The organism is Kitasatospora purpeofusca, from assembly GCF_000718025.1.
GTDB lineage: Bacteria > Actinomycetota > Actinomycetes > Streptomycetales > Streptomycetaceae > Kitasatospora > Kitasatospora purpeofusca.
Window position 1 is genome coordinate 117,535 of the sequence record NZ_JODS01000010.1, and the last position, 20,916, is coordinate 138,450.

Here is a 20,916-nt window from a genome sequence, read left to right on the forward strand (position 1 = left end):
CAGTCTGCCCGTTGCCCGGCGCGAACGGACGGCGCGTCCGGTGGCCGCGCGCCGGTCGACCACCGCGCCCGCCCCGCGCCCGCCCCGCACAGCGGGCGGTCACCCGGCCTCAGGCGCCCCCGAGCACGATCCGGCGCACCCCCGGCACGCCCGCCCACCGGTCGGGATCGGTGCACCGCCGGCCGTCCAGCAGCACCCTGACGCCCGGCAGGTCGGCCGGGGCCAGCTCCCGGTACTCCGGGTGGTCCGCCTGCAGCACCGCCGCCGCCACCGGCTCGCCCCCGTACGCGGGCAGGCCCAGCGCCGTCAGTTCCGCCGCCGGGTACAGCGGGTCGGCCACGTACGGCCGGGCGCCCGCCGCCCGCACCGCCTCCACCAGCGGGAACACCCCCGAGTAGGCGGTCTCCTTGACCCCGCCCCGGTACGCGGCGCCGAGCACCAGCACGCCCTGCCCGGCGATGCCGCCCTCCAGCGCGCCGTCCAGCACCCCGACCGCGTAGCCCGGCATCTCCAGGTTGGCCGCCCGGGCCGCCCGGACCACCGTCGCCGAGGGGTCGTTCCACAGGTAGAGCCGCGGGTAGACCGGGATGCAGTGCCCGCCGACCGCGACGCCCGGCCGGTGCAGATGGCTGAACGGCTGCGAGTTGCAGGCGTCGGCGACGGCGGCGAAGTCCACCCCGATCCGGTCCGCGTACCGGGCGAACTGGTTGGCCAGGGCGATGTTGACGTCCCGGTAGGTGGTCTCGGCGAGCTTGGCGAACTCCGCCGCCTCGGCGGACTCCAGCTCCCACACCCCGTTCGGCCGGCCCTGCGCCGCCAGGTCGGGGCGCGGGTCGAAGTCCAGCACCGCCCGGTAGAACTCGGCGCCGCGCCGGGTGGCGGCCGGGTCGGTCCCGCCCACCAGCTTGGGGTAGCGGCGCAGGTCGGCGAAGACCCGGCCGGTGCGGACCCGCTCCGGGCTGAAGACCAGTGCGAAGTCCCGGCCCGGGGTCAGCCCGGAGCCGGCCCCCAGGCGCGGCGCCCACCGTCCCCGGGTGACGCCCACCGGCAGGGTGGTCTCGTAGCTGACCAGCGTGCCCCGGCGCAGCCCGGCCGCGACCGCGTCGGTGGCGGCGTCGAGCAGGGTGAAGTCGGGCGTGCCGTCGGCGGCGGTGACCAGCGGGACGACCAGGACGACCGCCTCGGCCCCGGCGGCGGCGGCCGAGGTGTCGGTGGTGGCGCGCAGCCGGCCCTCGGCGACCACCCGTTTGAGCGCCTCGTCCAGTCCGGCCTCCCGGGGGAACGGCGGCCGGCCCTGGTTGACCGCCTCGACCACCGGCGGGGCGACGTCGGCGCCGGTCACCCGGTGGCCCTTGGCGGCGAACTGGACGGCGAGCGGCAGGCCCAGCTTGCCCAGGCCCACCACGCAGATGTCGAGCGGGCCCATCGCCGTCCCCCGTTCCGACCGGCTCATCGCCGCTCCCCCTTCCGGCCGCGTCATCGCCGTCCCTCTTTCCGGCCGCGTCATCGCCGTCCTCCGTTCCGGCCGTCGGCGGCCACGGCGTCGGCGAGCCGGCGCCAGGCCGGGTAGCCGCGCAGCCGGCGGCGCACCTGGGCGGGCACCGCGCCGCGCCAGAGCTGCTGCACCAGCGTGGGCGGCAGCCCGCCCCTCCCGCCCGCCTCCGGGTCCACCGGCGCCTCCGCCCGCTCCTCCCCGAGCAGGAACAGCTCGTCCGGCAGCCCCGCCGCGCCGTCCCGGAACACCGGGTAGGCCGCGTACCGCCGCCGGACCCCGTCCGCCCCGGTCTCCGACACCTCCGGCGGCGCGCCGTGCTCCGCCTCGTGGGCGATCAGCTCGCGCAGTTCCGCGTACCGCCCGGTGGCGGCCAGCTCCAGCCGGACCCGGTCGGGCACCGCGAGCCGGTGGTACACCTCGCGGGCGCCGAACTGCCGGACGAGTTCGCCGACGCCTTCGCAGACCTGGTCCCGCAGCCCGGTGTCGAGGGCGAGCAGGCCCTCCTGGAGCAGCTGCGGCACCTCCCAGCCGAAGTGCCGCGCCCTGATGGCGTCCAGCTGCGCGCCGGGAGCGGCCAGTTCGGCGGCCACCCACTGCACGGCCGCGACCCCGCGGATCCGGTCCAGCGCGCCGGCCCGCTGGGTGACGTTGCCCCGGTCCTCGCGCAGCACCAGGAAGTAGTGGTCGTAGTCGGCGAGGACGGAGATCCGGCGGGCCCGCAGGCAGGCGGCGAGGGTGAAGGGCTGGTCGGAGTAGACCTTCAGCTCCTCCTTGCGCGCCAGGTTGTGCCGCCGGACCAGGTCGAGCCGGAACAGCTTGGTGTCGGCGAGCGCCCAGGCCAGCGCGGAGTCCTCGAAGCCGACCGAGGCGGCGGTGGTGTCGAAGATGCCCTGCGGCACCAGCCGGCCGTTCACCCCGACCTGCTTGGGGATCAGGACGTCCGACCCCCAGTCGTCGGCGGAACCGACCATCCGCGCCAGGGCCTCGTCACCGAGCCAGTCGTCGGCGCCGAGGAAGAGCACGTAGCGGCCGCGGGCGAGCGCCAGCCCCCGGTTGGTCGGCGCGGCCGGGCCGCCGGAGTTGGCCTGGTGGACGACCTGGAACAGCCCGGGGTGCCGGGCCGCGTAGGTGTCGAGCAGTTCGCCGCCGCCGTCCGTGGAGCCGTCGTCGACCGCGACCACCTCCATGCGCGCGTGCCCGATGGTCTGCCGGACCAGCGAGTCCAGACAGGCGGTCAGGTACGGCATGGTGTTGTAGACCGCGATCACCACGGTCACGTCGGGTACGGTCATCGGGCGCTGCCCTCCGGTGCGCGGGTCGCCGAGCGGTCGCCGCCCGGCGACGCGCCGTCCGCGGAACGGGGCGGGCGGCGCGTCGCCGGGCGATGCAAGGTCAACTCGGCGGCACGCCGTGGGGTCACGTCCGCCACCCGCACGAGCGAGGCGGGCCGAACGCCCGGCCGAGCACCGAACGCCCGGCCCCTCCAGGACGGCGGCCCCGACCGCTCAGCTCGCCCCGCCGATCGCCCGGCCCACGGCTCAGCCGATCGCGACCTCCGCGTACATCCGGGCGATCACGTCCTCGATCGCCGGCTCCCGCACCGACAGGTCCACCAGCGGGTAGCGGGCGGCGACGGCCGCCACCACCGGGGCCGCGCTCTCCTGCGACGGGAAGGCCAGCCACTGGCGCGGGCCCTCCACCCGGACCACCCGGGCACCGGGCACCTCGATCGGCGGATGGCTCCCGGCCAGGTCGACGACCAGGGTCCGCTCGCTGTCGCCGGCCGCGTGCAGGGCCTCCAGCCCGCCGTCGTGGACCACCCGGCCGTGGTCGATCACCATGACCCGGTCGCACAGCTGCTCGATGTCGGTGAGGTCGTGGGTGGTGAGCAGCACCGTGGTGCCGAGGTCGCGGTTGACCTCGCGCAGGAAGTCCCGCACCTTGGCCTTGCTGACCACGTCCAGGCCGATGGTCGGCTCGTCCAGGTACAGCACCCGCGGGTCGTGCAGCAGGGCGGCGGCGAGGTCGCCGCGCATCCGCTGGCCGAGCGAGAGCTGGCGGACGGGGGTGTCGAGCAGCGCGCCGAGGTCGAGCAGTTCGACGCAGCGGTCCAGGTTGGCGCGATATCGGTGGTCGGGGATCCGGTAGAGCCGGCGGGCGAGTTCGTAGGAGTCGCGCAGCGGGAGGTCCCACCAGAGCGTGGTGCGCTGTCCGAAGACGACGCCGATCCGGCGGGCCAGGGCGACCCGTTCGCGGGCCGGGTCGACGCCGGCGACGCGCAGCCGTCCGGCGGTGGGGACGAGGATGCCGGTCAGCATCTTGATGGTGGTGGACTTGCCGGCGCCGTTCGGGCCGATGTAGCCGACGCACTCGCCGGCCTCGACGGTGAAGGTCAGCCCGTCGACGGCGCGCACCTCGCGCTTCTCCCGCCGCAGCCGCCCGGCCTTGGCGCGGACGGTGAATGTGCGGCGGACGTCGTCGAGTTCGATCAGAGCCATGGTGCTTCCTCAGGTGTCGGGGAGGGGGGTCAGCCGCCGGCGCCGCGGTAGGCGCGCAGCCCGGCGCGCCAGGCCAGGCCGGCGACGGCCAGGGCGAGCGCGGCCGCGAGCGGCGAGGCGTACTGGAAGGCGGTGGGCAGGCCCAGCGGGTCGGGCCGGTCGAGGATCCGCAGCGCCGGCAGCCAGTTGACGAAGGCCAGCGGGATGCCGAACACGGTGCCGGCGACGAGCTCCTTGGCGAAGACGGTCGGCGGGTACTGCAGCACCGTGGCGCCGCCGTAGGTGAAGGAGTTCTGGATCTCCTTGGCCTCGCCCCACCAGAACTGGAGGCTGGCGAAGCCGATGAAGACCGCGGCGAAGATCAGCGTGCCGCAGACCACCAGGACCGGCAGCAGCAGTACCCGGTCCCAGGTCCAGTGGACGTCCAGCGCCGTCAGCGACCAGAGCAGCACGGCCGCCGCCTGGGCGGGCCGGCCGAGCCGGCGCAGCGAGAACCGCTCGGCGCACAGCTGGGCGAGCGCGGGCGCGGGCCGGACCAGCATGATGTCCAGCGTGCCGGTGCGGATCCGCTCGCCCAGGGCGTCGACGGAGCCGACGAAGAGGTTCGCCAGCCCGAGGGCCAGCGCCGAGGTCCCGTAGAGGAAGCCGAGTTCGGGCAGGGTCCAGCCGCCGAGGGTGTCGGTGTGGCGGAACATCAGGATCACCACGACGAAGTCGAGGAAGGTCACCACGACGTTGGCGCAGAGCATCATCACGAACGACGCCCGGTAGGACATGATCGCCCTGGTCCACATGGCGGCGGCGAGCCACCAGGAGCGCACCGCCCAGGCCACCCTGGCGGCCGGGGACTCGCGGGTGACGGCGGGCAGGGGCGCCCGGGTCACGACGGCCTGGTCAGCCACCCTGGACCACCACCTTGCGGGTCGCCAGCAGCTGGACCAGCCGGCCGGCCGCGAGCAGGACGACGGCCCAGCCGAGCTGGAAGCCGAGCGCGCCGAGCAGGCCGGGGCCGGTGACGCGCTCCAGGAAGACGTCGGTGGGCACCTTCACCAGCGCCGCCCAGGGCAGCAGTGGCGCGAGGTCGCCGAGCAGGCCGGGGAAGAGCGCGAGCGGCAGCAGCATCCCGGAGAAGAACATCGACACCACCAGGGTCACCGAGCGCACGCCCTCGGAGTCCTGCAGCCAGAAGCCGGTGAGCGAGACGAGGAAGCGCACGCCGAAGCTGACCACCACCGCGAGCACGGTAGCGAGCAGGAAGTACACCCAGGTCAGCGGGTGTTCGGGCAGCCGGACCCGGAACACCAGGGAGCCGACCAGCATCGGCGGCACGCCGCGGGCGAGCAGGTGGAAGGCGGCCCGGCCGAGGTCGGTGGCCAGCCACCAGCCCTGGAAGTCCACCGGTCGGTAGAGGTCGATGGCGATGTCGCCGCTGCGGAAGCGCTCCTGGACGTCGTCCTGGAAGCCGCCGCCCATGACGGCGACGGTGACCAGCAGCCCCTGGCTGACCCAGATGTAGGTGACCGCGGTGACCTCGTCGTAGCCGCCGAGGCCGGGGCGGGCGTGCCAGAGGGCGAGGAAGGTGGAGGCGAGGATGAGACCGAAGACGGTGTTGGTGAAGGCCCCGGCGAGGCTGGCAGCCCGGTAGGTGGCGAAGCGCCGGAACGCGCCCCGGGCGACGGCCGCGTAGAGCCGCAGGGCCGCGAGGAGGTCCGGTGCGAAGCGCCCCGGTGCGGCGTCCGGCCGCCGCGGGCGCGGGGGTGCGGGGGTGTCGCCGACGGGATCAGGAGGATGGAGTCCAGCGTTCTGCATATTGTCTCCTTGTCGACAAAGAGCGGCGCAGGGAGACCCCTGGCCGCGGGAGCGCATGCCGGACCGGCCCCGACCACCGCACCCGGGGGGTACCGGGCCCGACGGGCGGAGCTGTCGCGGGCCGGAGCCCGAAGTGGCCGCGCTATGTCGTTAGCACCTTTCACCGTAGCGCCGGACAACCCACCGCGCACCCGGTTTTCCCCCGACCGCCCGGCCCCGCCCCACCGCCTGATCCACGGTCAAATAGCACATAATCTCGGCATGACCTTGAGCACCCGCCGCAGTGCCAGACGGGCCGCCCGCCGCGAGGCACGCCGCGCCCTGCCGCTCCTGCGGCGGCTGCTGCCCACCTGGCGGATGTGCCTCGGCGCCCTCCTCGGCGCCCTGCTGATCGCCGTCGGCGCCTTCGCCGTGCTCTACGTCATCGTCCCGCTGCCCGACCCCAACGCCCAGGCCGTCGCCCAGAGCAACGTCTACCTCTACGCCGACGGCGTCACCGAGATCGCCCGCACCGGGACCGTCAACCGCACCGACGTCGGCATCGAGCGGATCCCCGTCAGCACCCGGCAGGCCGTCGTCTCCGCCGAGGACCGCACCTTCTACCAGAACCGCGGCATCGACCTGAAGGGCATGGTCCGGGCCGGCTGGAACACCCTCACCGGCCAGGGCATGCAGGGCGGCTCCACCATCACCCAGCAGTACGTCAAGAACTACTACCTCACCCAGAGCCGGACCATCGAACGCAAGGGCCGCGAACTCCTGATCGCCCTCAAGGTCGACCAGCAGCGCGACAAGAACGAGATCCTCGCCGGCTACCTCAACACCAGCTACTTCGGCCGCGGCGCCTACGGCATCCAGAGCGCCGCCCGCGCCTACTACGGCGTCGACGTCTCCGAACTCACCCTCCCGCAGAGCGCCTACCTCGCCGCCCTGCTCCAGGCCCCCAGCGCCTACGACGTCAGGACCGCCACCCCCGCCAACCGCGAACGCGCCCTGGCCCGCTGGCAGTACACCCTCGACGGCATGGTCCAGCTCGGCTTCATCAGCGCCACCGAACGCGCCGACGCCGCCTTCCCCGACCCGATCGACCCGCAGCCCGCCACCGGCCTCGCCGGTCAGGCCGGCTACCTGGTCGGCGTCGCCGACGACTACCTGGTCACCAACCGCATCCTCGACTCCGCCACCCTCAAGGCCGGCGGCTGGCGCATCACCACCACCTTCGACCAGGACAAGCAGGACGCCTTCGCGCGCGCCGTCCACGAGGAACTCACCGACGAACTCGACCCCGCCGCCCGGCCCGCCACCGACACCGACGTCCGGGTCGCCGGCGCCTCCGTCGAACCCGCCACCGGCCGCGTCGTCGCCGTCTACGGCGGCCCCGACTACGCCAAACAGCCCTACAACGACGCACTGCGCCAGGACAACCAGATCGGCTCCACCTTCAAACCGATCGACCTCGCCGCCGGGATCAGCTCCCACCGCGGCAGCAGCTCCGACGGCCTCCCGATCAGCACCGAGACCCGCTACGACGGCACCAGCGAACGCCCCGTCACCGACGGCCCCACCCCGTACGCGCCGCCCAACGAGGACGACCTCGACTACGGCTCCATCACCCTGCGCCAGGCCATGGTCAAGTCCGTCAACTCGGTGTACGCGCAGGAGGGGGTGGACGCCGGCCTCGCCCACGTCCGGGAGACCGCCGTCCGGCTCGGCATCCCCGCCGACGTGCCCGGCATGGACCCGGCCAACACCTCGATGACCCTCGGCACCGCCACCCCCAGCGCCCTCGACCTGGCCGGCGTCTACGCCGCCCTCGCCAACCACGGCGAGGCGCACCGCCCCTGGTCGGTCGCCAAACTGGAACGGGTCAACCCCGGCCCCGGGCAGCTCGACGTACCGGACCTGCCCGACCAGCCCGCCACCACCGCCCTCGACCGCGGCACCGCCGACGCCGTCACCGACGTCCTGCGCGACGTCGTCGGCCCGCACGGCACCGGCGCCGCCGCCCTCGACCTCGGCCGCCCCGCCGCCGGCAAGACCGGCACCACCGACGCCAACCTCTCCGCCTGGTTCGCCGGCTACACCCCCGAACTCGCCACCACCGTCGGACTCTTCCGGGAGAACCCGAAGACCCACGCCAAGGAACCGCTGGCCGGCACCGCCGGCTACGCCCGGATCAACGGCGGCGCCTTCCCCACCCGGATCTGGACCAGCTACATGGGCGACGTCCTGGACGGCACCGTCGTCCGCTCCTTCGACCTCCAGCCCACCGAGGCCACCAAGTGGCCCGTCGTCGCCGGCCCGAGCACCACCCCGAGCACCACCGCACCGGCCTCGGCCTCCCCGTCCGCCACCCTCGCCCCGTCACCCCCGACCGGAGGCACCGGCGGCACCGGAGGCACGGGCAGTACCGGCGGCGCGCCGGTCCCCGCCGCCCCGGCCCCGACCGCCCCCCGCCGACCCACCGCCAGCACCGGCCCCGGCACCACCGCACCGGACCCGGTCATCACCATCGTCACGCCCGAACCCCCCACCCTGGTGCCACCCACCCGGCCCGAACCCACCCAGACACAGCCCTCCCCCACCGCCCGACCCACCAGCACCCGGCCCACCACCGAACCCGGCACCACCTCCCCCACCCGAACCCCGGAACCCACCCGCTCGCCCGCACCGCCGCCCACCGGCGCCACCAAGCCCCCGAGCACCAGCAGGCCCCCGGCCACGGCCGACCCGGCCGGCCCGCCGCCCGCCTGAGCCCTCCCGCCCCGGCCCGCCCCGCACCGACCCGCCCTGCCCTGCCTGCGGGCGGCTCGGGCAACCAGCTCAGGGCACCAGCTCGGGCAACCAGCTCAGGCCACCAGCTCGCGCTCCAACGGCGTCCGGAACCTCGGCGTCACCCGCACCTCCCCCAACCAGCCCACCAACCGCTCCGCCTCCGCCCCCACGGCCGCCACCGCCTCCGCCCCCACGTCCTCGAACAACCGCCACACCACCTCGCCGTCCGCCCGCTGCGCCCAGCCGCCCACCACCCGGCCGCACCACCACACCGTCGGCCCCGCGTTCCCCGCCCGGTCGAACAGGGCCGGCACATCCTCCGGCCGCAGGTACCAGTCCCGCCCCCGCCAACCCATCACCGCCGGATCCAGCCCCGGCAGCAGCGCCGCCCACGGCTCCGGCTCCGCCACCGGCGCCTCGTCCCCCGGCAGCACCGACCCGGCCACCGAACCCCCCGCCGCACCGCCCGACAGCGCCACCTCCACCGCGCCCACGTCGGCCAGCGCCCGGCGGACGTCCCCCAGCGTCCAGCCCGTCCACCACTTCACGTCCTCGACCGTCCCCGGCCCGTACCGCGCCAGCCAGCGCCGCACCACCTCCGCCTTCGCCTCCCGCACCGGCAGCTCCGGCCACTGCGCCACCGGCGCCCACGGATAGCTGCTGCTCAACCACGACCCGCGCGGCCGCGACCGCCGCACATGCCCGTCCGAGGCCAGCAGCCGCAACAGCCGGCTCCCCACACTCTGCTTCGCCTCGTACGGCTTGCCCACCGCCATCAGCATGGTCTCCCGCAGCGCCGGCACCTCCGCGCCCAGCTCGGCCGTGGTCGCCTCCCCGCGCGCCGCGAGCACCGCCAGCACCGCCCGCTCGGTCTCCGCCAACCGCGCCTCGCTCCACCCCTCGGCGAACTCGCCCAGGTGCTTCAGCAGCGTCGCCCGCTCCTTCACCGCGATCGGCCGGGCCGCCGCCGCGCTCACGTACGGCGCGAACTCCTCCGTCACCGCGAACAGCGTCCGCCGCATCGACAGCAGCTTCACCAGCGAGACGTCCTCGTACAGCGCCCGCTCCACCTCCCCCGCCGACGGCTCCCGCAGCCGCGCGCACGCCGACAGGTACACCGTCGCCGGATCGGAGGCGTGCAGCCCGACCACCGCGTCCGCGGTCTCCTCCACCCGCGCCACCCGCGCGGCCGGCGCCAGCAGCTGCCGCAGACCCAACCTCGCCCGCCGCTGCCCGTCACCGACCGGAACCGCCCCAGTGCTCACCATGCGCGGATCCTACGACCCGTCACCGACAACTACCGGAAAGGACTTTCGACCGGCGCGGACACCGGTCTTGACCAGACCCGGCGCGCCCGGGCGACACTGGGAGCGCCCTGAGCGTCCGCCGTCGCCACGGCCGCCAGGCCACCACCGAGGAGTTCCCATGAACCGTTCCTCCGCGCTGCGACTGCGCGCCGCCGCGGCCCTCACCCTCCCCGCCCTCCTGTTCGGCGGAGCCGGCACGGCCCTGGCCGCCCCGGCCACCCCCACCCGGGCCACCGCCGCCCGGACCGCCGCCTGGACCGCCGCCTGGACCGAGACGGCGGTCTTCGTCGGCACCGCCCACGGGCACACCCCGAACTCGGCGATCGTCGCCGCCGGCGAGGTGGCCTACACCAAGGCCGTCTCGGCGTTCTGGCTGCGCAGCCAGTGCAACATCGGCCTCACCAAGGCGACCCCGGACGGGATCGGCTGGTACCTGGGCGAGGCCCGTCTGTACTGCCGACGCTGACCGGCCTCCGGGGTGCACCGGACACCCCGGTGCGCCCCGGGGGGCTCAGCTGTCGGGCGAGAGGATGAACAGCGGCAGCACCCGGCGCTCCGGCACCCCGCCGGTCTCCGCCATCGCCGCCCGGATCTCCCGCAGATGGTCGACCGTCAACTGCAGCGGCACCTCGTACGGCTGGTAGGTGTACCGGATCGGGTAGTCCACCCCCGGCTTCACGCTCATCTCGATGTGGCAGCCCAGCACATGGCCGACCGCCCGACCCTCGCAGAACTCCACCAGCCGCCCGATCGAACGCCCGAACGCCGCCCAGTCCTGGATGTACAGCCGCCCGGGGTAGACCGTGTCACCGGTGAGCAGGAACCCGGTCCACGGGTCGAAGAACGTCACCGCCGCCTCGTGGTGCCCCGGCGTCGCCAGGCACTCCAGCACCCGGCCCCCGAGGTCGACCCGCGCCACCGCGTCCGGGTCCGCGTCGAAGCCGAGGAACGCCCACGCGGTCGCCTTGTCCGCCCGCACCAGCCGGGTGTCCGGCCGCCCCTCGAACTGCCCGTCCCCCGCGACATGGTCCCCGTGCGCGTGGGTGTGCAGCACCAGCAGCTCGTACCCGTCCCGCGGGTTGCGCTCCAGCCACTCGCCGAGGAGCCCGTCGACGGTCTCCCGCAGCGGGAAGAACTCCGCCGACGCGGTGGCCCCGGTGTCGATCAGCACCGCCCGCTCATTGCCGAACAGCAGGAACAGGAACGGCGCCTCGTAGTTGACCGCCATGTTCTGCCGCAGGATCACGGTGTGCTCGTCGTAGCGGTGGACCTGGATGTCCGGATCGGTGTTGTGCTTCGCCGACTCCGAGCCGTGGATCCACCGCACCCCCTCCAGCCCCCGCACCTCCGCGGCGGTCCCGCCGAAGTCGATCGAAGAGCCGTTCCCGCCCATACCCGTCCCCCTTGCTCCGTGTACGCCGCCACCTGGAACCCGCCCCCTCGGCGACGCTACCACCGCGCCGCACCGTCCCCCGGGGTCCCGGGGAACGACGGCGGGCCGCCGCGCCCACGGCACGGCGGCCCGCCGGAAGCACGCGCTCAGCGGCTCACAGGTACAGCCCGGTCGACCCCTCGGTGTCGCCGAAGCGCATCGCGGCCACGGCGTGCAGATCGCGCTCGCGCAGCAGCACATAGGTGGCGCCGCGGACCTCGACCTCCAGCTTGTCCTCGGGGTCGTAGAGCACCCGGTCGCCGGGCTCCACGGAGCGCACGCTCTGGCCGACGGCGACCGCCTCGGCCCAGGCGCAGCGCTTGGAGATCTCGGCCGTGGCCGGGATGAGGATGCCGCCGGTGGAACGGCGCTCGCCCTCCCCGGCCTCGGTCCGCACCAGCACGCGGTCGTGCAGCATCTTGATCGGCAGCTTCTCGCCCAACCGGTCGTGGCGCCGCTCGTCGGCCTCGGCGGGGAGGGACTGCTGGGTGGGTTCGTCGTTCGTGCTCACGACCCCGAAGGTACCGCCCCCGGGCGCGCCGCGTGACGCCAGCCCGGCCCCGCCATCACGGGCGAGGCCGGGACGCGCCCGCCCCGTCCCGGCCCCGCCCCGGACGACGTCGGGCCGGGCACCAGGTGCCCGGCCCAGGACGTACCGCCGCGGATCAGCCCTTGCGGCGCTTGCGCGCGGAGGCGAGCAGCAGCACCAGGCCGACCCCGACCAGCGCCGCCGGGACGATCCGCTCCTTGCGCGGCTGCCCCTTCTCGTCCACGAACTGCGCCCGGGCCTGCTCGACCAGCCCGCTCGCGGCCACGTACGCCCGGCCCGCCTTCTCCTCGACCGTGGCCACGGCCTTCGCCTTGACCTGGGCGGAGATGGTGGTCGGATGCACCCGCACGGCGAGCTCGTCCAGGGTCGCCGCCAGCTGGGTGCGGGTACGGGTGATGTCCGCCTCGATCTGGGCGGTCGTCCGCGCCGACTTGTCCGTAGTGCTCGCCTCGCCCACTCGGGCCACCCCATTCACTGATGTTGTCCTGTGCGACTGACCCAGTGTGTCAGCTGCCACCCGGGCCCGCGCGGCCCCACCCACCATCAGGGGTAAGTTGGCCGTGGTACGACTGCCCGCCCAGCACCAGGAGAAACCCCGTGAGTGAGCGTCTCCAGCCCGGTGACACCGCGCCCGCCTTCACCCTGCCCGACGCCGACGGCAACGACGTGTCCCTGGCCGGACACCTCGGCCGCAAGGTGATCGTCTACTTCTACCCGGCCGCGCTCACCCCCGGCTGCACCAAGCAGGCCTGCGACTTCACCGACAACCTCGAGGTCTTCGCCGGCGCCGGCTACGACGTCATCGGCATCTCGCCGGACAAGCCGGAGAAGCTCGGCAAGTTCCGCGAGGCCGAGGACCTCAAGGTCACCCTGCTCTCCGACCCGGAGAAGAAGGTGCTGGAGGCCTACGGCGCGTTCGGCGAGAAGAAGCTCTACGGCAAGACCGTCACCGGCGTGATCCGGTCGACCGTGATCGTGGACGAGCAGGGCAAGGTCGAGCACGCGCTGTACAACGTGAAGGCGACCGGCCACGTGGCCAAGCTGCTGCGCGACCTCAAGGTCGAGGCGGCCTGACCCGAGGCCCGACCCAGGGCCTTCCCCGGGGCCTTTCCCGGAGCCCTTCCCGGGGCCTCCTCCGAAGGACGAGAGCCCGGACGACGCAGCGGTGGCGGCGCACCCCCCGACCGGGTGCACCGCCACCGCCGTCTCTCACCTCAGGCGACCGCTGTCATCAGCAGGCGCCGAGGTCGCTCCAGACACCCCAGGCGCCGCTGGCGCTCGGGTCGTCGCCCTTGGTCCACCACTTGTTCTGGTAGTAGTGGCCCTTCCAGGAGACCTTGGTCGTGGTGGCGTAGGTGGTACCCGCGTCCCAGCTCGGCGCACCCGCGCAGCCGGCCGGCGGCGTGGTGGGCGGCGTGGTCGGCGGGGTCGTCGGCGGGGTCGTCGGAGGCGTGGTGGGCGGGGTGGTCGGCGGCGTCGTGGGAGGCGTCGTCGGCGGGGTGGTGGGCGGCGTCGTCGGCGGCGTGGTCGGCGGGGTCGTACCGCCGTCCACCGCGCCGCGGGTCAGGTCGCCCTTGAGCCCGTACAGCGTGCCCGCCACGTTGACCGTCCAGTTGGACGGCGTGGACACCGGCAGGTAGTAGACGAAGTCCAGGTCGACCGAGGCCCCCGGGGCGAGCGACTGCCAGCCCGGCAGCTTGACCGACACCCGGTTGTAGTTGCCCTTCAGGCCGCCCACGTTCGGACCGGTGTGGTCCTGCTTGATCACCGTCAGACCGAAGCCCGACTGGTCCTTGGCGTTGCCCGGGGCCGAGTTGCCGTAGTCGAACTGGAACTCGGTGCCGCCCGGCAGGGTCAGCGTCGAGTTGTTGACGATGTGGATCTTCGGGTTGATCGGGTAGTTCGAGTCACCCAGCGCGAAGTTGGTGAACGACACGTCGACCGGCAGCGTCTGCTGCGGCAGCGCCGTCGTCGAACGGATCGCCCCGTACGGCGAGGCCGCCTTGAACTTGTCGTACATCAGCGAGGTCAGCGTGCTGCCGGGCACGTACTGGCCCTTGCCGCCGTTCGCGGCCGCGTCCCACTTGTAGTCGCCCGCGAGCTCCCAGATCATCGCGCCGCCGGCGCCCTGGTTGACGATGTAGTCGGCCTTGGCGCCGACCGACTGCTCGTCCTCGGTCGACAGGAAGACCTTCTTGGTGTCGTTCCACAGCCACGGCGCGACCAGCGAGGAGCTGTAGTTGCGCACGTAGCTGCCCTGCAGCGCGGTGTCCTTGACCCCGTACTTGGACAGGTAGTCGGGCAGGATGCCCTTCTCCAGGTTCTTCGCGTGCCACATCGGGTTCGACCCGGCCGGGGACTCCTTGCCCGCGTCGTCCTTGTCGTTCCAGATGTTGTCGATACCGACCGCGCCGTCACCGCAGGAGGTCAGGCCGGCGCCGACCGGGCAGGTCGTCGCCGCGGCGGTGCCCCAGAGGCCGTTGGTGCCGCCCTGGACGTTCTTGAAGCCGCGGGTGTAGTACGGCAGGCCGACGTTGACCCGGCCGCCCGGCATCGAACCGCGGAAGTAGTGGTACGACCAGTCGGCGTTGAGGTACCCGATCCCGCCGTACTGGCCGGTGCCGTAGACGTTGGCCGCCGCCAGCTCGCCGTCCTTGCCGTCGTCGAACAGCGAGGCGTTCGGGCCGACGTACTTGTTCCAGGCGCCGTGCAGGTCGTACGACATGATGTTGACGTAGTCCAGGTACTGCGCCACCTGGAAGGTCTCCATGCCGCGCAGCAGGTAGCCGGACGACGGGGCCGCGACCGAGAGCAGGTAGTGCTTGCCGTCGGCGGCACCCGCCCGGTCCAGCTTCTCCCGCAGGGTCTTCATCAGGGCGGCGTAACCCTTGGCCAGCGAGCCGCGCTTGCTGTTGGCGAGCTGCCAGTCCAGCGGGTTGCCCGCGTCCTTCATCGAGGTCGGGTACTCGTAGTCGATGTCGACGCCGTTGAAGCCGTACTTCTTGATGAAGTCGACCGACGAGGCGGCGAAGGTGTCGATGCCCGCCTGGTTGACGCTGCCGTCCGGGTTGACGGTCATCGAGTAGAAGCCACCGGTGTTGACGCGCTTGCCGTCGTCACCGAAGTAGCCGCCCGTCTCCGTCCAACCGCCCACCGAGATGAGGGTCTTGACGTTCGGGTACTGCTTCTTGTACTTGGTCAGCAGGTTGAAGTGCCCCTTGTAGGGCAGCGACGGGTCGAGCTCCGCGCCGGGCACGCCGGGGAACGAGATGCCGGTGGCCTCGTTCTTGTCGTTGTCGGTGCCGACGGACAGCTTGTTGTCCGAACCGACGTGGCCGAAGGCGTAGTTGAGGTGGGTGACCTTGTCCCACGGGATGTCGCTGACCAGGTACGGCGGCGTGCCGTCCTTGCCGGTGCGCCAGCCGGTGAAGTAACCGATGATGCGGCGCTGGTGGTCCGCGCCCATCTTCTCGCGGCCGTTGGTGTCGTAGACGCTGCAGTACGGGACGTCGACGCCGGGCGTGGCGTAGAGGCCGTCGGGACGACAGGCGGCATTGTCGACGGTGGCGGACGCCTGGGAGGGCGCCGCGCCCAGCGTGGCCATCAGCAGGCCGGCCATGGTGGCCGCAGCCAGCGAGGCCAGGCCGGCGCGGGCCGCCGGGCTCTTGGACCGACGGGCAGCGGTGGGACGCCGCTCCGCCGTGGATCGGATCAACACTCGGTCCTCCGGGCAGAGTGTCGGCGCGTGCCTGTGGGGGAGCACGCACGTGGGGGAAAGCAGATTGGCGCTGAAGCTATGTGGTCTGAACCACATAGGTCAATAGGTCTGTACCAATTGGTAATCAATTCCCCAACCCCGCCGGTCCGGCAACCCCCCTCCACCCGTCACCCGAACCCCACCAACCCCACCCGCCCCACCACATACCGACCGGATCACCCCTCGGGGGCAACCCCCGTAACCGATCGCCCCCGCACTCGTTCGCACACACGGGGGACGGGCACACACGAGCCCGAAGGGGGAGCACCATGCCTGCCGAGTACACCCGTGACCTGCTCGCGGAGAAGGCCGCGGCCGCCGCATCGCTCGACGAGATGCTCGTCGCGCTGGGCAAGGAGCCGAACAAGGACCGCCGCAAGTACCTGCGGCGCAAGCTGACCGAGTTCGCCGTCGACACCTCGCACTTCCGCCCCGGGGGAAGCGTCTACACCCGGGACCTCCTGCAGGAGGCGGTCGACGCCTCCCACAGCATCGCCGGGGCCGTACGCCACCTCCAGCTCCGGCAGGCCGGCGGCACCCAGGCGCACATCGGGCGCCGGATCAAGGCCCTCGGCATCGACATCTCGCACTTCACCGGGCAGGCCCACGGCCGCGGCAAGCACTCGACCAAGCGGCTCTCCCCCGAGCAGGTCCTGGTCCGGCGGCCGCCGGAGGCCAAGCGGCTGCCCGGCGCCCGCATCCGCGCCGCACTGGCCGAACTCGGCCGACCGGAGCTCTGCGAGGGGTGCGGCACCGGCCCCGAGTGGCTGGGGCGTCCGATGACCCTGGAGGTCGACCACATCAACGGGGACTGGTCCGACAACCGGCCGGACAACCTCCGCCTGCTGTGCCCGAACTGCCATGCCGTCACCGACACTTACTGCGGCCGCAACAGGAAGCGCCGGCCGGAGCCCGCACGGTGCGGCACCCAGGGCGGCCCGCGCCCCGGAATGACGGTGTCCCCGCACCGCACGACCCCCTAGACTGAAGGCCGTGCGGCCTTGGCGTAACTGGCAGCCGCGTGGGTTTTAGGTGCCCATGGGAGAAATCTCGTGAGGGTTCGAGTCCCTCAGGCCGCACTGGGCTTCGAAACGAAGGCCCGCCCGGAGTGATCTCCGGGCGGGCCTTCGTCGTTCGCGGGGTTCCGGATCAGCCGATCAGGTCCTTCACGACCGGGGCGAGGGCGCGGAAGGCCTGGCCGCGGTGGCTGATGGCGTTCTTCTCGGCGGGGGTGAGTTCGGCGCAGGTGCGGGTCTCACCGAGGGGCTGGAGGATCGGGTCGTAGCCGAAGCCGCCGTCGCCCGCCGGGGTGGTGCGCAGGGTGCCGAGCAGGCGGCCCTCGACGACGCGCTCGGTGCCGTCCGGCAGGGCGAGGGCGGCGGCGCAGAAGAAGTGGGCGCCGCGGTGCTCGGGGGCGATGTCGGAGAGCTGGGCGAGCAGCAGGTCGAGGTTGGCGCGGTCGTCGCCGTGCTTGCCGGACCAGCGGGCGGAGAGGATGCCGGGGGCGCCGCCCAGGACGTCGACGCAGAGGCCGGAGTCGTCGGCGACGGCGGGCAGTCCGGTGGCGCGGGCCAGGGCGTGTGCCTTGAGCAGGGCGTTCTCGGCGAAGGTGATGCCGGTCTCGGGGACGTCGGGGATCTCCGGGTAGGCGTCGGCGCCGACCAGTTCGACGTCCAGGCCGGCGTCGCCGAGGATGTCGCGGAGTTCGGCGACCTTGTGCTGGTTGCGGGTGGCGAGGATGAGTCGGGTGGTCATGGATCCACCCTAAACGGACAGGGCCCGTGAGTCCTCGTCAGTCGGCGCGGAGCCGGTCAGCGCGGAGCCGCTCAGCGCGGAGCCGGTCGGCGCGGAGTCAGCCGGTGCAGACCTTGGTGAGGTTGGAGGCGGCGTTGCCGAGCGGCTTGAAGTCCGGGACCTGCTTGTTGTTGACGGCCTGCTGGACCTTGTCGACCTGGGTGTTGAGGTCGTTGATGGCCTGGACGACGTCGGTGTCCTTGGAGTTCTTGCCGAGCTGGTCGAGGTCGTTCTTGAGCTTCTGCAGTGCCTGCCCGGCGGCGGCCGAGTCGTTGCTCGCGTTGCTGTAGGCGTTGCTGACCTCGTTGATGTCCCCGGTGATCTTGACGGCGGTGTTGCCGCAGTCGAGTGCCTTCTGGGCCGCGGAGCAACTGACCGCGCTGAGGGGGAGGATGGCGATCAGGCCGGCCACGGCGAGCATGGTGGGGCGGGCAATGCTCTGGGGCATCCGGTCCTCCTGGGTGCGCGGGTCTCCGGAAGGGAAGGACGCGCGCTGAGGGGTGCGCGGTTCCCGGAACGGGGTGCTGCGGGAACCGTACGGGCTCCGGACCCGGCGTGTACAGCGGCCTGGTCCGGAGCCCGGGGTATTTCGCGGAACCGAAACGGAACCGGTATACGGGCGTGCCGGCGTCAGCTCTCCAGCTCGCCGAGGACCTTGCGCTGGACCTCGTCGAGCTCGGCGCAGCCGAGGGTGCCGAGGTCGAGCAGCTGGTCGAGCAGGGCGCGGTCGAAGGGGGCGCCCTCGGCGGTGCCCTGGACCTCGACGAAGCGGCCGTCGGAGGTGCAGACGATGTTCATGTCGGTCTCGGCGCGGACGTCCTCCTCGTAGCGGAGGTCGAGCATGGGGGTGCCGTCGATGATGCCGACGCTGACGGCGCTGACCCCGCCGGTGATCGGCTTGCCCTTGGCGCGGAGGAGCTTGCGCTCGCGGGCCCAGCCGACGGCGTCGACGAGGGCGACGTAGGCGCCGGTGATGGCGGCGGTGCGGGTGCCGCCGTCGGCCTGGAGGACGTCGCAGTCGAGGACGATGGTGTTCTCGGCGAGGGCGCGGTGGTCGACGACGGCGCGCAGCGAGCGGCCGATGAGGCGGCTGATCTCGTGGGTGCGGCCGCCGAGGCGGCCCTTGACGGATTCGCGGTCGCCGCGGGTGTTGGTGGCGCGGGGGAGCATGGAGTACTCGGCGGTGACCCAGCCTTCGCCGCTGCCCTTGCGCCAGCGGGGGACGCCCTCGGTGACGCTGGCGGTGCACAGCACCTTGGTGTCGCCGTAGGAGATGAGGACGGAGCCTTCGGCGTGCTTGCTCCAGCCCCGTTCGATGGTGACGGGGCGGAGCTGGTCGGGGGTGCGGCCGTCGATGCGTGACATAGGCACCGAGCGTAGTCGGTCGTCGGGGGCGCCCCGGCGTGCCGCGGCCCGCCGACCGGAGGGGTCGGCGGGCCGGGGTGGCGGGCGCGGAGGCCGGGACCGGGGTGGCGCGGGCGCCGGGTGGAGCGAGCCGGTGGGCTCAGCTCACATCATGTCCTCGATGTCGGCGGCGATCGGGTCGGCGTCGGTGCCGATGACGACCTGGATCGCGGTGCCCATCTTGACGACGCCGTGGGCGCCGGCGGCCTTCAGCGCGGCCTCGTCGACGAGGGAGGCGTCCTTGACCTCGGTGCGAAGGCGGGTGATGCAGCCCTCGACCTCTTCGATGTTGTCGATGCCGCCGAGACCGGCGACGATCTTCTCAGCCTTGCTGGCCATTGCTTTCTCCCTCTGTCTCGGCTCGTCGGCTGCTCTGCCGGGTGCCGTCCTGCGCGGTGACCTCGGTCGCGGATGACGCGTGGTCAGTGGTCGGTCGTGCCGTGGCGTGCTGTCGGAGCAGCGCGACCAGCATGACGCGATCCGGACCGATATGTCACGTTAGTCCACTTTTGGCCCACTCCAACGCGCATACCCCTGGTCGGCACCCGAGGATGACGAGCAGCGGGGCCGGTCTCCCGGTGCGCGGACTGCGTCCCAAAGTGGTCTACACCAATATATGTGTACTCCGATGAACGCAGGAAGGGCCCCGGGTGTTCCCGGTCCCCGCCCGAGGTCCCGCCGGGGACCACCGGACGGCAACCGCACTCGGAGGGCGAAGGATGAGTTCGGCAAGCGCCGCGGCGTCACAGAGCACGTGGTGGCACACCTTCTACGGCGGACTCCAGAAGATGGGCCGCTCGCTCCAGCTGCCGGTGGCGGTGCTCCCGGCCGCCGGCATCCTCAACCGGCTCGGGCAGCCCGACGTCTTCGGCAAGGACGGCCTGGGCTGGGACAACGTCGCCAAGGTCTTCGCCGCGGCGGGCGGTGCGCTGCTGGACTCCTCGCTCGGCCTGCCGATGCTGTTCTGCGTCGGCGTCGCGATCGGCATGGCGAAGAAGGCCGACGGCTCGACCGCGCTCGCCGCGGTGGTCGGCTTCCTCGTCTTCTACCGGGTGCTGCACGCCTTCCCCGAGCACTGCCAGCCGCCGACCGTGCTGGTCAGCGACCAGTGCGTGGACTACACCTCGGCGAAGGCCGCCGCCGCGACGTACCAGAACCCCGGGGTGCTGGGCGGCATCCTGATCGGTCTGATGTCGGCCTGGCTCTGGGTGCGCTTCCACCGCACCCGGCTGGTCGACTGGCTGGGCTTCTTCAACGGCCGCCGCCTGGTGCCGATGATCACCGCCCTGGTCGGGATGGTCCTGGCCTGCCTGGCGCTGTGGGTCTGGCCGCCGATCGGGCGGGGCCTGAACGACTTCAGCCAGACCCTGGCCGACCTGGGGTCGGTCGGCGCGGGCATCTTCGGCGTGGCCAACCGGGCCCTGCTGCTGATCGGCATGCATCAGCTGCTGAACACCTTCGTCTGGTTCCAGTTCGGCGAGTTCACCAAGCCGGACGGCACGGTCGTGCACGGCGACATCCCGCGCTTCCTGGGCGGGGACCCGACGGCCGGGCAGTTCCAGTCCGGCTTCTTCCCGATCATGATGTTCGCGCTGCCGGCGTGCGCGCTGGCCATCGCGCACGCGGCCAAGCCGCACCGGCGCAAGGAGATCTACGGCCTGATGGTCTCGCTGGGCCTGACCTCCTTCGTGACCGGTGTCACCGAGCCGATCGAGTACTCCTTCGCCTACATCGCCCCGGCGCTGTACGCGGTGCACGCCCTGCTGACCGGCGCCTCGATGGCGATCACCTGGGCGCTGGGGGTGCACGACGGCTTCAGCTTCTCGGCCGGCCTGATCGACTACGCGATCAACTGGAGCCTGGCCACCAAGCCCTGGCTGATCATCGTCATCGGCCTCTGCTTCGCCGCCGTGTACTACGCGCTCTTCCGCTTCATCATCGTGAAATTCGACCTGAAAACCCCGGGGCGGGAGGACGAGAGCGAGGTCGAGGACGTGACCAAGGCATAAACCGAGCGTCACCGCCGCCAATCCGAAAAGGCCCCCGGACCCATGGTCCGAGGGCCTTCGGCATATCCGGCCCGGGCCGATGGTCC

At 72.7% G+C, this 20,916-nt stretch carries 19 protein-coding genes and 1 tRNA gene; 6 read left to right on the forward strand and 14 right to left on the reverse strand.

Annotation, left to right across the window (positions count from 1 at the left end; genetic code table 11):
- Positions 1–109: 109 nt before the first annotated feature.
- The 5 genes from IF01_RS0116625 to IF01_RS0116645 all read right to left on the reverse strand — a co-directional run bounded on the left by IF01_RS0116625 (position 110) and on the right by IF01_RS0116645 (position 5,688).
- Positions 110–1,453 (reverse strand): nucleotide sugar dehydrogenase, encoded by a 1,344-nt coding sequence (locus tag IF01_RS0116625; RefSeq protein WP_244215531.1) that lies wholly within the window; start codon positions 1,451–1,453, stop codon positions 110–112.
- Between the two features lie 50 nt (positions 1,454–1,503).
- Positions 1,504–2,787: a glycosyltransferase family 2 protein gene (locus IF01_RS0116630; RefSeq protein WP_051755484.1), complete on the reverse strand. Its 1,284-nt coding sequence runs from the start codon at positions 2,785–2,787 to the stop codon at positions 1,504–1,506.
- A gap of 246 nt (positions 2,788–3,033) precedes the next feature.
- Positions 3,034–3,993: an ABC transporter ATP-binding protein gene (locus IF01_RS0116635; RefSeq protein ID WP_037779992.1), complete on the reverse strand. Its 960-nt coding sequence runs from the start codon at positions 3,991–3,993 to the stop codon at positions 3,034–3,036.
- Between the two features lie 29 nt (positions 3,994–4,022).
- Positions 4,023–4,895 carry an ABC transporter permease gene (locus IF01_RS0116640; protein ID WP_341845490.1) on the reverse strand — a complete coding sequence of 291 codons (873 nt, stop codon included), beginning with the start codon at positions 4,893–4,895 and terminating at the stop codon, positions 4,023–4,025.
- Positions 4,888–5,688 (reverse strand): ABC transporter permease, encoded by an 801-nt coding sequence (locus tag IF01_RS0116645; protein ID WP_030394212.1) that lies wholly within the window; start codon positions 5,686–5,688, stop codon positions 4,888–4,890. Before IF01_RS0116645 ends, IF01_RS0116640 begins: the two co-directional genes overlap by 8 nt.
- A 375-nt stretch (positions 5,689–6,063) precedes the next feature.
- On the opposite strand from IF01_RS0116645, the gene IF01_RS0116650 reads away from it, so the two are divergent.
- Positions 6,064–8,556, forward strand: a complete 2,493-nt coding sequence (locus tag IF01_RS0116650; protein WP_051755486.1) for a transglycosylase domain-containing protein — start codon at positions 6,064–6,066, stop codon at positions 8,554–8,556.
- 95 nt (positions 8,557–8,651) lie between these two features.
- On the opposite strand, the gene IF01_RS0116655 is transcribed toward IF01_RS0116650, so the two are convergent.
- The gene (locus IF01_RS0116655; RefSeq protein WP_030394214.1) at positions 8,652–9,845 is read right to left on the reverse strand and encodes a winged helix DNA-binding domain-containing protein; all 1,194 of its coding nucleotides are present in this window, start codon (positions 9,843–9,845) and stop codon (positions 8,652–8,654) included.
- A gap of 157 nt (positions 9,846–10,002) precedes the next feature.
- Here IF01_RS0116655 and IF01_RS49280 point away from each other — a divergent pair, with 157 nt between their 5' ends.
- Positions 10,003–10,350, forward strand: a complete 348-nt coding sequence (locus IF01_RS49280) for a hypothetical protein (protein ID WP_030394215.1) — start codon at positions 10,003–10,005, stop codon at positions 10,348–10,350.
- Between the two features lie 45 nt (positions 10,351–10,395).
- Here IF01_RS49280 and IF01_RS0116665 read toward each other — a convergent pair whose 3' ends face one another.
- From IF01_RS0116665 to IF01_RS0116675, 3 genes are all read right to left on the reverse strand, one after another.
- The gene (locus IF01_RS0116665) at positions 10,396–11,277 is read right to left on the reverse strand and encodes an MBL fold metallo-hydrolase (protein ID WP_078880025.1); all 882 of its coding nucleotides are present in this window, start codon (positions 11,275–11,277) and stop codon (positions 10,396–10,398) included.
- A gap of 154 nt (positions 11,278–11,431) precedes the next feature.
- A complete protein-coding gene (locus IF01_RS0116670) occupies positions 11,432–11,734 on the reverse strand; it encodes a GroES family chaperonin (protein ID WP_045944516.1) in 303 nt (100 codons plus the stop codon).
- A gap of 247 nt (positions 11,735–11,981) precedes the next feature.
- Positions 11,982–12,323 (reverse strand): DUF3618 domain-containing protein, encoded by a 342-nt coding sequence (locus IF01_RS0116675; RefSeq protein WP_030394218.1) that lies wholly within the window; start codon positions 12,321–12,323, stop codon positions 11,982–11,984.
- A gap of 140 nt (positions 12,324–12,463) precedes the next feature.
- Here IF01_RS0116675 and bcp point away from each other — a divergent pair, with 140 nt between their 5' ends.
- A complete protein-coding gene (gene bcp, locus IF01_RS0116680) occupies positions 12,464–12,940 on the forward strand; it encodes a thioredoxin-dependent thiol peroxidase (RefSeq protein WP_030394219.1) in 477 nt (158 codons plus the stop codon).
- 157 nt (positions 12,941–13,097) lie between these two features.
- On the opposite strand, the gene IF01_RS0116685 is transcribed toward bcp, so the two are convergent.
- Positions 13,098–15,485: a chitinase C-terminal domain-containing protein gene (locus IF01_RS0116685; protein WP_244215534.1), complete on the reverse strand. Its 2,388-nt coding sequence runs from the start codon at positions 15,483–15,485 to the stop codon at positions 13,098–13,100.
- A gap of 407 nt (positions 15,486–15,892) precedes the next feature.
- On the opposite strand from IF01_RS0116685, the gene IF01_RS0116690 reads away from it, so the two are divergent.
- Positions 15,893–16,606 (forward strand): HNH endonuclease signature motif containing protein, encoded by a 714-nt coding sequence (locus tag IF01_RS0116690; RefSeq protein ID WP_063764228.1) that lies wholly within the window; start codon positions 15,893–15,895, stop codon positions 16,604–16,606.
- A gap of 12 nt (positions 16,607–16,618) precedes the next feature.
- Positions 16,619–16,702: transfer RNA gene (locus tag IF01_RS0116695), tRNA-Leu, on the forward strand.
- 70 nt (positions 16,703–16,772) lie between these two features.
- Here the strand turns inward: IF01_RS0116695 and rdgB are convergent.
- The 4 genes from rdgB to IF01_RS0116715 form a co-directional block, all read right to left on the reverse strand.
- Positions 16,773–17,378: an RdgB/HAM1 family non-canonical purine NTP pyrophosphatase gene (gene rdgB / locus IF01_RS0116700; RefSeq protein WP_030394222.1), complete on the reverse strand. Its 606-nt coding sequence runs from the start codon at positions 17,376–17,378 to the stop codon at positions 16,773–16,775.
- A 97-nt stretch (positions 17,379–17,475) separates the two neighbouring features.
- Positions 17,476–17,865, reverse strand: coding sequence for a hypothetical protein (locus IF01_RS0116705; protein ID WP_149030570.1), 390 nt, complete (start codon positions 17,863–17,865; stop codon positions 17,476–17,478).
- A gap of 182 nt (positions 17,866–18,047) precedes the next feature.
- Positions 18,048–18,782 (reverse strand): ribonuclease PH, encoded by a 735-nt coding sequence (gene rph, locus IF01_RS0116710; protein ID WP_030394224.1) that lies wholly within the window; start codon positions 18,780–18,782, stop codon positions 18,048–18,050.
- Positions 18,783–18,926: 144 nt separating this feature from the next.
- On the reverse strand, positions 18,927–19,160 hold the full coding sequence (locus IF01_RS0116715; RefSeq protein ID WP_030060521.1) for a PTS sugar transporter subunit IIB: 234 nt from the start codon (positions 19,158–19,160) through the stop codon (positions 18,927–18,929).
- A 380-nt stretch (positions 19,161–19,540) separates the two neighbouring features.
- Between IF01_RS0116715 and IF01_RS0116720 the strand changes: the two genes are divergently transcribed.
- Positions 19,541–20,830 carry a PTS transporter subunit EIIC gene (locus IF01_RS0116720; protein ID WP_030394225.1) on the forward strand — a complete coding sequence of 430 codons (1,290 nt, stop codon included), beginning with the start codon at positions 19,541–19,543 and terminating at the stop codon, positions 20,828–20,830.
- Positions 20,831–20,916 lie beyond the last annotated feature (86 nt).